This is a genomic window from Azotobacter bryophylli, from assembly GCF_042643485.1.
Classification (GTDB): domain Bacteria; phylum Pseudomonadota; class Gammaproteobacteria; order Pseudomonadales; family Pseudomonadaceae; genus Azotobacter; species Azotobacter bryophylli.
In genome coordinates this window covers 117,192-130,051 of the sequence record NZ_JBHRSJ010000035.1, presented here as the reverse complement: position 1 = coordinate 130,051, position 12,860 = coordinate 117,192, and the positions used below count along the sequence as shown (strand labels likewise).

Sequence of the window (12,860 nt, the reverse complement as noted above, 5' to 3'; positions counted from 1 at the left end):
CTCACCCCAGGACAGGATCGATGGACCCGCTCGCCGGCTCCATCGGTGCTTCGCACACCCCTTCCAGCATAGACGCCAGTCCCGGAGCCGCCTGCCTGGGAATCTGTAGGGCAGCCCCTTCCGTCCGTCGGCGCCCCCGGCCTCCCGCCCTACGGGTAACATGGTTGTCATTCGCGTCTGCTGTGATCGCGCCTATTCCAATACCGCTGCTTTTCAGAGAGTTCGGATGACCGCCTACCTTCATCATCTGCCCGGCCGCCTGCGGGTTCGCTCCTGCGCCTTGCGGCGCAACGACAGCAAGGCACGCACCGCCCGTGAGCACCTCGCCGGCCAGGCAGGCGTCCTGTCGGTGGAGACCAACGTCACCACCGGCAGCCTGCTGGTCCGCTACGACACCGACCGGATCGACGCCCAGCGCATCCTCCAGGCGCTCGGCTCGCTGGGCATCGTGCGGCACCCGAGCGCCGCCCAGCGTCCCGCCCCCCGCTCCGAGCTGGCGCAGGTCACCGAAGGTCTGGTCGACCGCTTCGCTAGCAAGCTGGTGGAAACCGTCATCGAGCGCTCGGCCGTCGCCCTGGTCGCCGCCCTGATCTGATCCCGCATCCCCGCCGCGCCTCCCATCCCCCGACGATGAAGCCGTCGCCGGACCGGCCTGCCGCGCGGCCCCTCGACTCGCGCATCCAGCACGTGCGTACTACAAATAACCGATGGCTCGCCTATCGGGGGACATCGTGCCGTCCACGCTCCTGGAGCTCCTGCATTCGACGGTTCCCGGCCGCGCCCGCTTCAGGGTCCGCGGCCTGTATCGCACCCCGGCCGTGGCGGCGCATCTCGAGCAGCGCCTGGGGCGCGAGGCGGCCGTGCGGCAGCGGCAGGCCAACCCGCTCACCGGCACCCTGCTGGTGGCGTTCGACCCCGGCCTGTCCCTCGACCAGCTGCGCGGCTGGATTCTCGAGGCGCTGCACGAACGCTTCCAGCCCGGGCCGCCAACGTCCGCGGCCAGCGCACCGCCTAGACTCCGGGGCGGCCGGCGCTCCCGGGAAAACGCCGAACTGCGGGCGATCCGCCGGCTCGCCGGGCATGCCGCGGAGCAGCCCACCGGCGCCTGGCACACCTGGGAGGCCGCGGCGCTCATCCGCCACTTCGGGACCGTTCCCGGCGCCGGCCTGAGCGACGCGGCGGCGGCCGAGCGGCTGCAGCGCTACGGCCCGAACCTGCTCGCCGAGGCGGTGCCGCGCTCGGCGCTGGCCATGCTCCTTACGCAGTTCCGCAGCCTGCCCGCGCTGCTGCTGGCCGGCTCGGCGGGGCTCTCGGCGATCACCGGGGGCCTGGTCGATGCCGGCGCCATCGTCGTGGTCCTGCTGGCCAACGCGCTGATCGGCTTTCTCACCGAACGGCAGGCCGAGCGCATCATCAGCACCCTCACCCGCACGGTCCTGCAGCCCAACGCGGTTCGGCGGAACGGCCGCCGCGTCGAACGGCGGCCGGAGGAGATAGTCCCGGGCGATCTCGTCGAGCTGCAGCCGGGCAGCTATGTGCCCGGCGACGGCCGCGTGGTCGAGGCCGCCCAGCTCAGCATCGACGAATCCAGCCTCACCGGCGAGAGCCTGCCGGTGGCCAAGACCAGCGCGGCGCTGGCCGAGGCCCGCGTCCCGCTCTCCGACCGCCGCAACATGGGCTACATGGGCACCACGGTGACCGGCGGCAGCGGCCTGCTGCTGGTCACCGCCACCGGCGACTACACGGAGATCGGCCGCATCCAGTCGCTGATCGGCGAGGCGCAGGCGCCCGAGACGCCGATGCAGAAGCAGCTGGCCCACCTCGGCAACCGCCTCGTGCTGCTGTCCGGGGCGATCTGCGCCGCCGTCTTCGCCACCGGCCTGGTCCGCGGCCTCGGCCTCCTGCCGATGCTCAAGGCGGCCGTCTCCCTGGCCGTGGCCGCCGTCCCCGAGGGCCTGCCGACGGTGGCCACGACTACCCTGGCCCTGGGCATCTCCGACATGCGCAAGCAGCGGGTGCTGGTGCGCAAACTGTCGGCGGTCGAGACCCTGGGCTCGGTGCAGGTGATCTGCCTGGACAAGACCGGCACCCTCACCTGCAACCGCATGAGCGTCGTGGAGGTCGGCACCGGCGGCGACGGCGCCGTCGACGTGCGCCAGCTGGAGCCCTCGCGCAACCTGCGCTGGCTGCTGCAGATCGCGGCGCTGTGCAACGAATCCACCCTGGAAGGCCCACCCGGCGCGCCGACGCTGCACGGCTCGGCGACCGAGAACGCCCTGCTCGCCCTGGCCCTGGACGGCGGCGTCGACGTGTCCGGGCTGCGCGCCAAGCGCCCGGTGCTGGCGGTGAACTACCGCTCCCAGAGCCGCCTGTTCATGAGCACGCTGCATCGCGGCGCGGCGGGCCGGCGGCTGCTGGCGGTCAAGGGCAACCCGCCGGAAGTGCTGGCGCTGTGCGGCAGCTATCTGCGCGACGGCCGCCGCTGCCCGCTGGGCGACGACACGCGCCAGGACATCCTCGCCGCCAACGAGGGCATGGCCGGGCGGGCCCTGCGCGTGCTGGGCTTCGCCTACGGTTTCACCCGGGAGGAGAACTGGAGCGCCGACGACGGCCAGGCGCTGGTCTGGCTCGGCCTGGCGGGCATGGCCGACCCGCTGCGCGACGGCGCCGTCGAGGTCATCCGGCGCTTCCACCAGGCGGGCGTGGAGACGGTGATGATCACCGGGGACCAGAGCGCCACCGCCCAGGCCATCGGCACCCAGCTGGATCTGTCGGGGAGCGGGCCGCCGCTGTCGATCCTCGATTCCGCCGCCCTCGACCGGCTGGAGCCGGACGTCCTGGCCGGGCTGACCCGACGCACCCACGCCTTCGCCCGGGTCAGCCCGGCCCAGAAGCTGCAGATCGTCCAGGCGCTGCAGCGCGCCGGCCGGGTCGTGGCGATGACCGGCGACGGCATCAACGACGGACCAGCGCTCAAATGCGCCGACGTCGGCGTGGCCATGGGCCGCGGCGGCACCGACGTGGCCCGCAGCGTGGCCGACGTGGTGCTGGAGGAGGACGAACTGGAGACCATGCTGACCGCCATCGGCCGCGGTCGCACCATCTACGCCAACATCCGCAAGTCGGTCCATTACCTGCTGTCGACCAACCTGAGCGAGATCGAGCTGATGTTCTTCTCGATCGCCGCCGGCCTGGGCCAGCCGCTCACGCCCCTGCAGCTGCTGTGGATCAACCTGGCGACCGACGTGGCGCCGGCGCTGGCGCTGGCCGTGGAGGCGCCCGAGCCCGACGTGCTGAGCCGGCCGCCGCGCGATCCGGACGAGCCCATCGTCGGCCGCGCCGATCTGCGGCGGGCAGCGCGCGAGTCGCTGCTGCTGACCGCCGGCGCCGCGGCCGCCCTGGGCTACGGCCGGCTGCGCTACGGCCCCGGCCCGCAGGCCTCGACGCTGGCCTTCACCACGCTGTCCCTGGCGCAGATCGCCCATGCCTGGACCTGCCGCAGCGCGGTGCGCGACTGGCCGGGGGCCGGCGACCTACCGCGCAACCGGACCCTGGAGCTGACCCTGGCGGGCACCGGCGCCGCCCAGCTCGCCTGCCCGCTCCTCCCGCAGCTGCGCAGCCTGCTGCAGCTCGCGCCGCTCGGGCTCGTCGACCTGGCCGTGGTGGCCGGCGGCGTCGCCCTCCCTCTCATCGTCAACCAGTTGGCCAAGCCGGCCCCGCGCCGGCCGCCCCATTCGCCAGGATGAAGCCATGCGCCACGATTTCGTCTTCACCTCGGAGTCGGTTACCGAAGGGCATCCGGACAAGCTGTGCGACGTGATCAGCGACGCCGTCGTCGATCACCTCCTGCGCCTCAATCCGCTGGCCAACATGGTGGTGGAGTGCGCCGTCTCCACCGGCGTGCTGTTCGTCGCCGCCAGCCTGCCGGCGGACGTGTCGGTCGACATCCCGACCCTGACCCGCCAGGTGATCGCGCAGATCGGCTACCAGGACGCCAGCTTCAATCCGCGCACCTGCTCGGTGATGACCACCTTCACCGGACCGCTGTCCGAAGGCTGGCCCCAGGCCGACGAGCGCAGCCTGTCCGAGGAGGAGATCGAGCGGATTCCGGCCCGCAACCAGATCACCGTGTTCGGCTACGCCTGCCGCCAGACGCCGGGCTTCATGCCCCTGCCGATCTGGCTGGCGCACAAGCTCGCCCGCCGGCTGACGGCGGTGCGGCTGCAGGGGCTGCTCCCCGGCCTGCGCCCCGACGGCGGCGCCCAGGTCGGCGTCGAATACCGCCAGGGCCGGCCGGCGCGCATCCACAGCCTCACCCTGCTCGCCAGCCACGACGCCGCGTGCGCCGGCCGGCAGGGCCGCCTGCGCGACGATCTGATGGAGGCGGTGATCCGCCCCGCGTTCGCCGACGAACCGATCGGCCTCGACCGCCACACCCGGATCTTCGTGAATCCGGACGGGCCCTTCGTCGAAGGCGGCCCCGGCGTGCATTCCGGCCTCACCGGGCGCAAGACCGCCATGGACACCTACGGCGGCTTCGCCCGCCACGGCGGCGCGGCGCTGTCCGGCAAGGGCCCGGCGCGGATCGACCGGATCGGCGCCTACGCCGCGCGCTATGCCGCGAAGAACCTGATCGCCGCCGGCCTGGCCGAGGAATGCGAGGTGCAGCTGTCCTACACCATCGGCATCGCCCGCCCGGTCAGCGTGCAGGTGGAGACCTTCGGCACCGGCCGGCGCGACGACGGCACGCTCTCGGCGCTGGTGGCCCGGCATTTCGACTTCCGGCCGGCGGGCATCGTGCGCCAGTTCGGCCTGCGCAGCCTGCCGGCCCAGTCGCGCCAAGGCTTCTTCCGCCGGCTCGCCGCCTACGGCCAGATGGGCCGCATGGATCTCGGCCTGCCCTGGGAAGTGACGGACCGCGCCGCCCGGCTGCTCGAGGGATAGGCGGCGAGCGGCGAGACCGCCCGGCGCCCGCCCGGCCGGCCGGGCTCAGCCGGCCTTGCGCTCATGGTGGGGATGCTCGTGCGGCGGCGCGGCCTCTTCCCGGCGTTCCGGCGGCGCGATCGCCCGCTCGCGGGGCGGCTCGCTGGACGCCTCGGCGCCGGTCTGCGCCCGCGGCAGCACCGCCCCGAGCACCTCGCGCACCCCGCCGATTACGCCGATCAGCAGTCCTTTCACCGCCCCGACGGCCACGTGACCTATCTCCTCCGTCGCCCGGATCGCCGCCTCGGCCGCCCGCACCACCACCGAGCCGACGTTGCCGCCCGTCTCGGCGACCGCCTCGGCCACGCCGTCCACCGCGCGCTTGGCCGTGACGCCGACATCGGCGCCCATGGAAGCGGCATTGCGCACCACGGATTCCACCAGCTCCGCCGCCGCCGTCGCCACGTCGCCGCCCACGTCCTGCACACCGAGCACCAGCCCCTTGGCCACGCTCTTGGTGCTGGTCACCAGCCCCACGCCCACCTCCTCGCTGGCCTGGAGCGCACCCCGGACGACGTCCCGGGTGGTCGACACCAGCTCGTCGGCCGTTCCCCCCGTCGCCTGCAGGGTCTGGGAAACCGTGCCGCGCACCAGCGAGACGATCTGCGACTCCACCTCGTCGATCCCGCGCAGGCTGCCGACGATACCCTCCTTCACCCGGCTCCCCGCCGAACCCAGCCCCGCGCCGACGGGCTGTACCGCGGGAGCCGCCATCTCGGCGGGCGGCGCGGAGGCGAAGGCCGCGGCCGCCTCCTCGCGGCGCGCGGCGGCTTCCCGGTCGGACGCTTCGTCCACTGCGGCGGCCCTGCCGCCGGACGCCCCTTCCTGATGGCCCTGATGGGCCGCTTCTTCGTGATGGGATGTTTCGGAATGCCTGGTCATTTCACCCTCCTGCACATGAAAGAGCCGATGCCGCACGACCCCGCGTCCTCCCGCCCCGGGCGAGAAGACACGGGCTTCACCTGGATCGAACCCGACCGCCACGGCGAAGAACTCCGCTCATCTTCCCCGGCGCCGACTCGCTACCGGGAATTGCCGATGACGGCCACTTGTGCCAATGCACATCCTTAAAGCCTAGAGGATCGCGACACACTGTCCCGACTATCGGACGACCGATGCCGCGAGCGGGGACGTGGTCGTCAGGTCGATCCGGCAGGATGGGAGCCGGTCACCGATTCCGGCCTGCCGAAGTTGCGGTGAATGGATGGCTAGCGGCGGCGAGACGGGCGACCGGAGAAAGGCATGCCGAGCGAACTCAACGCCGCAGTGAGGCAGCCTATGGGGAAGGTGGTTTCGCAGGAAAACACCGGCAGGAAACGCAACGACTCGGCCATCAACACCATCCGCGGGACCGGCTCATCCCCGCGCCTGCGGGGAACGCTGTCTAGTCGCAGGCTGCTGGCTTCTGAATATCGGTTCATCCCCGCGCCTGCGGGGAACGCTTGTTGCCGACGACGACGGTGTCGGAGGCCGACGGTTCATCCCCGCGCCTGCGGGGAACGCATTGTGACCGCCTACGACGTGATGAACGACAACGGTTCATCCCCGCGCCTGCGGGGAACGCTCGTCGTCCTCTTCGGCGCGCTTGCCCTTGCCCGGTTCATCCCCGCGCCTGCGGGGAACGCGCCTGATGGCAGGCCGAGCATTTCTGGGGTCGGCGGTTCATCCCCGCGCCTGCGGGGAACGCAAGTACATGCGCCGCGGCCGCGACGAGCGGTTCGGTTCATCCCCGCGCCTGCGGGGAACGCATGAAGCGCTATCAAGACCCCGCGCACTGCGTCGGTTCATCCCCGCGCCTGCGGGGAACGCTCACGACTGGTGGGGGCGCCGTAGTCGCAGGCCGGTTCATCCCCGCGCCTGCGGGGAACGCGGTTGCGGTTCATGGCGACGACCTCAAGCGGCCGGTTCATCCCCGCGCCTGCGGGGAACGCGCGCGCATCCAGAAGTATCCGACCAAGCTCACCGGTTCATCCCCGCGCCTGCGGGGAACGCTCGCCCCCCACACAAGCCCGCCCCCTGGTGGGCGGTTCATCCCCGCGCCTGCGGGGAACGCGATCCACGGCCCTGAATCCTTGCGCCACTCCGCGGTTCATCCCCGCGCCTGCGGGGAACGCGGGCGTCGTGTTCGTCGGCTTCTACTCGGATGCCGGTTCATCCCCGCGCCTGCGGGGAACGCGACAGTCGGTCGAAGGCGTGTTCCTCTTCGTCCGGTTCATCCCCGCGCCTGCGGGGAACGCGGAGGTAAGGGTGGTGGAAACCGTCACCTACGCGGTTCATCCCCGCGCCTGCGGGGAACGCAGCGAAGCACCGCGCAGACTGCCGGAATCCGGCGGTTCATCCCCGCGCCTGCGGGGAACGCTATCCAGACAGCCGTTTCCTCCCCACTCATGCGCGGTTCATCCCCGCGCCTGCGGGGAACGCGCATCGGAGAGGGGCCGGGCCAAGTATTCCGTCGGTTCATCCCCGCGCCTGCGGGGAACGCTCAATGTCAGCGCAAACAGCCATTGATTCAAACGGTTCATCCCCGCGCCTGCGGGGAACGCTCAATGTCAGCGCAAACAGCCATTGATTCAAACGGTTCATCCCCGCGCCTGCGGGGAACGCGCCTGCGCGCTTGCACTCGGCCGAAACCCACGCGGTTCATCCCCGCGCCTGCGGGGAACGCGACTGACCGACAACCGGCAGCTGTTCGAGCAGCGGTTCATCCCCGCGCCTGCGGGGAACGCTCCTCATGCCATCTCACTTCAATACCCGCCGCCGGTTCATCCCCGCGCCTGCGGGGAACGCCAATGGCTCGGCCTGCCGGCCAACATGGCAACCGGTTCATCCCCGCGCCTGCGGGGAACGCGGGGTTCTAACTAACGATATTGTCTACAGCCGGCTCGGTTCATCCCCGCGCCTGCGGGGAACGCGCAGCGGACGGATCAGCGGTCAGCTCGGCCAGCGGTTCATCCCCGCGCCTGCGGGGAACGCTGCTCCTCGCGTTGGCAGGCTTTCAGGCCTGTCGGTTCATCCCCGCGCCTGCGGGGAACGCGGCCCCACTCACGAATCCACATTCAAGCAATTCGGTTCATCCCCGCGCCTGCGGGGAACGCTCCGAGGGGAGCATCCGCATAAATTCTCTGGCCGGTTCATCCCCGCGCCTGCGGGGAACGCCGAGTGCCGCCATTGACGACTGCCTGTAGGTACGGTTCATCCCCGCGCCTGCGGGGAACGCGGGGAAACGCCGTTGGCCAGCTCCTCTAGGAACGGTTCATCCCCGCGCCTGCGGGGAACGCTACCAAGAAGCCAGCCTCACTCAATACGGATCACGGTTCATCCCCGCGCCTGCGGGGAACGCGCAAGAGCCAAGTCCATCGGTAGCCCCGGATACGGTTCATCCCCGCGCCTGCGGGGAACGCATGCCCCGGCCGAACAAGATCGAGTCGGCGTTCGGTTCATCCCCGCGCCTGCGGGGAACGCTCCCTTCTCACCAGATCCTGGTAGGCGACTGCCGGTTCATCCCCGCGCCTGCGGGGAACGCGCCTGCCCTCTTCGCCCTGAATGCCATAGGTCCGGTTCATCCCCGCGCCTGCGGGGAACGCATGATGGACGCCACGGGCTCGGTCTCCGCGGACGGTTCATCCCCGCGCCTGCGGGGAACGCGCCAGATATACCGCGTAGCTGGTCCCCTGGCCCGGTTCATCCCCGCGCCTGCGGGGAACGCATCCCGTTCAACTGCGTGCACCTGCCGCAGACTCATCCCCGCGCCTGCGGGGAACGCCGCTAGAACAGGCCCTTGCTCTGCTGGAGAAACGGTTCATCCCCGCGCCTGCGGGGAACGCAAGGCAGCGATTCAGTCAGACGAATTCAAAAACGGTTCATCCCCGCGCCTGCGGGGAACGCAACTGCAAAGAAGGTCAACACTTTTCGTGTTCCGGTTCATCCCCGCGCCTGCGGGGAACGCCTCCAGCGATGCGCGTACACGTCCAATAAATGCGGTTCATCCCCGCGCCTGCGGGGAACGCGGTCCAGCTCGCTTGAGCACTGATGGCACAGGCGGTTCATCCCCGCGCCTGCGGGGAACGCGACGAGCAGCAGCGTACGACGGCCTAGAGGCCCGGTTCATCCCCGCGCCTGCGGGGAACGCGCCTGGCCGACAATGCGCAGATCCACCTGCGAGCGGTTCATCCCCGCGCCTGCGGGGAACGCGCCTGGATGTCGTTGTAGACCAACTGGCCATCCGGTTCATCCCCGCGCCTGCGGGGAACGCCCGATTCACCGACAACCACTACACCATCCTGTCGGTTCATCCCCGCGCCTGCGGGGAACGCGGAGTAGTAGTTCCCGGTTCATAGTGGTAAACCGGTTCATCCCCGCGCCTGCGGGGAACGCTACGACGGTTGCTCGGGATATCTAGCAAAAGCCGGTTCATCCCCGCGCCTGCGGGGAACGCGTGCCGGCGCGCAGCTTCACGGTCATGTAGCCGGGTTCATCCCCGCGCCTGCGGGGAACGCCCCATTTCACCGTATGCGCGCTGCCGTAGGGGCGGTTCATCCCCGCGCCTGCGGGGAACGCCAGCGCGGAAAGGATCTTCTCACGGTAGAAGGCGGTTCATCCCCGCGCCTGCGGGGAACGCACCAGATGGAGTCAGCCAGGGTGCTGGCAGCGCGGTTCATCCCCGCGCCTGCGGGGAACGCGAATCGCCACCTTTTTGAATACCAAAAAGAAACGGTTCATCCCCGCGCCTGCGGGGAACGCCTCTGCGGATCTCCACCCGCCAGCGACTCGAGCGGTTCATCCCCGCGCCTGCGGGGAACGCGCGGTTCCGTGTGATCGGCCTGTCCGCCACCGCGGTTCATCCCCGCGCCTGCGGGGAACGCTTATGCATGGGATTCCTCCTGGCGTTTCAGCTCGGTTCATCCCCGCGCCTGCGGGGAACGCGGAACCAACAGCCTGAGACTGGCCAATACGGCCGGTTCATCCCCGCGCCTGCGGGGAACGCGCAATTCCACCTACTGGAGCCTGTTCTGTCTTGCGGTTCATCCCCGCGCCTGCGGGGAACGCGCCGGGTCCAGCTCCTTGCCGGAGCGCAGCGCCGGTTCATCCCCGCGCCTGCGGGGAACGCAGTGCCAGGTCGGCGTTCGAGTAGGAGGCGCGCGGTTCATCCCCGCGCCTGCGGGGAACGCCGGTAAGACTGCCATCAGCTTTGCCCTCCCAGCGGTTCATCCCCGCGCCTGCGGGGAACGCTGCAGCATGCTTGACCTAGGAATTTCAGTTTGCGGTTCATCCCCGCGCCTGCGGGGAACGCATGAGAGCCACCTACTCGAATTCCGATCTTGCCGGTTCATCCCCGCGCCTGCGGGGAACGCACTTAGCGTAACTGATTGTCCTCAAAGGAAAAAATCAGCCGCTAAAAACCTACCAAGTTTTCTTGTTAAAGATCGGGCTTTTCCGGCGGCTGGAAAGCCACCAGATGCAGGCCATCGAATTCGACCGGCAAGCGCCGGTTCGCACCCAGCGTCTGGAACTCGTAGCCGGACTCGTGGTTGCTGGCCCAGGCCATCACCACGCTGCCCTCCTCGTAGCCTTCCGCCAGATGTTGCCAGATCATTTCCCGGGTACGCCGGGAAACATCGCCGATGTAGACGCCGGCCCGCACCTCCAGGAGCCAGATAGCCATGCGCCCGCGCAGCCTGGGCGGGACGCTCTCCGTGACCACGACGACGAAGGCCATCACTGCGTCCTGTGCCCAGCGTCGCCGATGCTTCCGGGGTTGGGGATAGCAGGCGGCACCGACTCCGGCGGCGCTTCGGGCGGGTCGATGCCGCCGGCGGCCAGCACTTCCTCGATGGTCGGGATGATCCTGGCCAGCAGCTTGCTGGAGCGGAAGATATCCCGGCAGGCCAGGCGCACCTCCCGCTCCGGCTGAGCCGGCGACTTGGCAGCGATGCGGAAGGCCACGGGCACGACGGTTTCGAACTTGAACAGGTCGGCCACGTCGTAGACGAACGACAGCGGCTTGCCGGTATGGATGAAGCCCACCGCCGGGGCATAGCCGGCAGCCAGCACCGCCGCCTCGGTGATGCCATAGAGACAACTGGTGGCCGCCGACAGGCAGCGGTTGGGGACATCGGCGGCATCCCACTGCTGGCGGTCGTAGTTGCGCGCCCTCCAGTCGACGCCGTACTGCTTGGCCAGCAGCTTGTAGGTCTCGCGCACCCGGGCGCCCTCGATGCCGCGCAGCTGTTCTACGCTGCGCCGCTCCGGGGCCTTCTCCTGAAAGCGCAGCTCGTACATCTTGCGCACCACCTTCAAGCGCAACTCGTCGTCCAGCGCCAGCTTCGCCTGGTACAGCAGGCGGTCGGCCCGGGCGCCACCGGGCTGGCCGCTGGCATACAGGCGTACGCCGGCCTCGCCCACCCAGACCAGCAGAGTGCCCACGGTCGAGGCCAGGTGTACGGCGGCATGGGACACCCGGGTGCCCGGCTCGAGCATGATGCAGGCCACCGAGCCGACCGGGATGTGCATACGCACGCCGTTCTGATCGATCACCACGAAGGCGCCGTCCTGCACGTCGATCTGTCCGTACTGGACGAAAATCATCGACACCCGGTCCTTCATGGGCAGAGGTTTGAGCGGCGGTAGCATCAGAGGCGCGCCACACTGAGCAGGCCGCAGCCGAACGCCTTGGCCGGCCCGATGCCGTCGACCAGGGCCCGGCACACCTCGTCGGCCCTGACGACCTGCAGCAGTCCCTCGAAACAGGCCCGCTGCACCCTGATCGGTGCATTGCCTTTCTTCCGGCTGTTCAGCAGATCGCTGGTGCTGACCAGGGCGGATCGCACCTCGAAGCCATGCCGCTCGCCCTGGCGCTGCAGCCAGACCAGTTGCTCGGCCTCGCCCGTCAACCCGTAGCGCTTGCCGGCGCGGGCCACCGTGGGGTTGGCCAGGAGGCGGAAGCGGTACTGCCGTTGTGGCTGGATGAGCGCCTGCAGATCCAGGACCTTGCTCTCGGCCGGCCGTTGCAGGTAGCCCGGCAGAGACTGCAGGGCATCCCAGTTGCCGGATTCGCCGGACTGCACCAGGAGCGTCGGACTGGTCCAGGGGTTCGCCCCCGGCTCCAGGCGCCAGAGGAAGCGCCGGGGCTCGCTCCGATCATCTGCCACGAAGGCGCGCACCAGGGTGCGGTGCATGTCGTAGGCATCGGCCAGGTCGCGGCGCGCCTGGGCACTGCGCGGGTCAAGCGTCAATCGGGTCAGGTACATGCATCACTTCCTGTTTGACGAAACGTGGCCCGAAACGCCGCTCGGCGAAGGGGCCGACCGGCTGGTCCAGACGCACCGGGCCTTCCTGGGAGTCTTCCAGCGCCAGGCGCAAGCTGCTGCCCGGCGCCCAGCTCACCAGTGGCGGATAGCCGTGCAGGGCGGACAGCAGATCGGCTTGCCGAAGGCCATCCGGCAGGCACACCGGCATGCCCGGCACGAAGCTCTTGCGCCCCAGTGCCAGCGGCCAGACTGGATTGCGCACGGCAGCCTGGATGCGCTCCAGCAATGCTTCGTCCTCCCCCTCCAGCCCCACCAGAAAGACCGCATCGGACAGATAGAAGCGCGGACTGACCACGGTACGCCTGAGATCCGCCTTGCCGGTGGCGATCAGCACGCCGGTGGCGGTCTGGTAATCGCGCATCGGCACGCCTTCGCGGTCCACCCGCACGCCCATGCGCAGGGCCGCCAGATCCTCCAGCGGCTCGCGGCGGTCGCGCCCGAGCGCGGCGCAAACCAGGCCGAGCACGCCGGACTTGGACGGCTCGAGCTGGGTGTCGCGCTCGTCGAAGCGGCTGGTCGTGCCCCAGGACTGCATCGGCCCCTGCAGGCGCAGCAGCAAGGTGGCCATGC

General features: G+C 70.0%; 8 protein-coding genes and 1 CRISPR repeat array. Of the genes, 3 read left to right on the top strand and 5 right to left on the bottom strand.

Annotation, left to right across the window (positions count from 1 at the left end):
- Positions 1-226 precede the first annotated feature (226 nt).
- From ACFOJE_RS19535 to metK, 3 genes are all read left to right on the top strand, one after another.
- Positions 227-595 carry an HMA2 domain-containing protein gene (locus tag ACFOJE_RS19535; RefSeq protein ID WP_377816560.1) on the top strand — a complete coding sequence of 123 codons (369 nt, stop codon included), beginning with the start codon at positions 227-229 and terminating at the stop codon, positions 593-595.
- Between the two features lie 136 nt (positions 596-731).
- Positions 732-3,746: a cation-translocating P-type ATPase gene (locus tag ACFOJE_RS19530; protein WP_377816559.1), complete on the top strand. Its 3,015-nt coding sequence runs from the start codon at positions 732-734 to the stop codon at positions 3,744-3,746.
- Between the two features lie 4 nt (positions 3,747-3,750).
- Entirely contained in the window at positions 3,751-4,944 is a 1,194-nt protein-coding gene (gene metK / locus ACFOJE_RS19525) for a methionine adenosyltransferase (protein ID WP_377816558.1), read from the top strand.
- A 45-nt stretch (positions 4,945-4,989) separates the two neighbouring features.
- Here the strand turns inward: metK and ACFOJE_RS19520 are convergent, their stop codons facing one another.
- From ACFOJE_RS19520 to cas5e, 5 genes are all read right to left on the bottom strand, one after another.
- Positions 4,990-5,865, bottom strand: coding sequence for a hypothetical protein (locus ACFOJE_RS19520; protein WP_377816556.1), 876 nt, complete (start codon positions 5,863-5,865; stop codon positions 4,990-4,992).
- Positions 5,866-6,335: 470 nt separating this feature from the next.
- Positions 6,336-10,334: a CRISPR direct-repeat array (repeat unit 29 nt; unit sequence CGGTTCATCCCCGCGCCTGCGGGGAACGC).
- Positions 10,335-10,399: 65 nt separating this feature from the next.
- On the bottom strand, positions 10,400-10,699 hold the full coding sequence (gene cas2e, locus ACFOJE_RS19515; RefSeq protein ID WP_377816554.1) for a type I-E CRISPR-associated endoribonuclease Cas2e: 300 nt from the start codon (positions 10,697-10,699) through the stop codon (positions 10,400-10,402).
- Positions 10,699-11,613, bottom strand: a complete 915-nt coding sequence (gene cas1e / locus ACFOJE_RS19510) for a type I-E CRISPR-associated endonuclease Cas1e (RefSeq protein WP_377816552.1) — start codon at positions 11,611-11,613, stop codon at positions 10,699-10,701. Before cas1e ends, cas2e begins: the two co-directional genes overlap by 1 nt.
- Positions 11,613-12,230 (bottom strand): type I-E CRISPR-associated protein Cas6/Cse3/CasE, encoded by a 618-nt coding sequence (gene cas6e / locus ACFOJE_RS19505; RefSeq protein ID WP_377816551.1) that lies wholly within the window; start codon positions 12,228-12,230, stop codon positions 11,613-11,615. The genes cas1e and cas6e overlap by 1 nt, the downstream gene beginning before the upstream one ends.
- A complete protein-coding gene (gene cas5e, locus ACFOJE_RS19500; RefSeq protein WP_377816549.1) occupies positions 12,205-12,858 on the bottom strand; it encodes a type I-E CRISPR-associated protein Cas5/CasD in 654 nt (217 codons plus the stop codon). Before cas5e ends, cas6e begins: the two co-directional genes overlap by 26 nt.
- Positions 12,859-12,860: the final 2 nt, after the last annotated feature.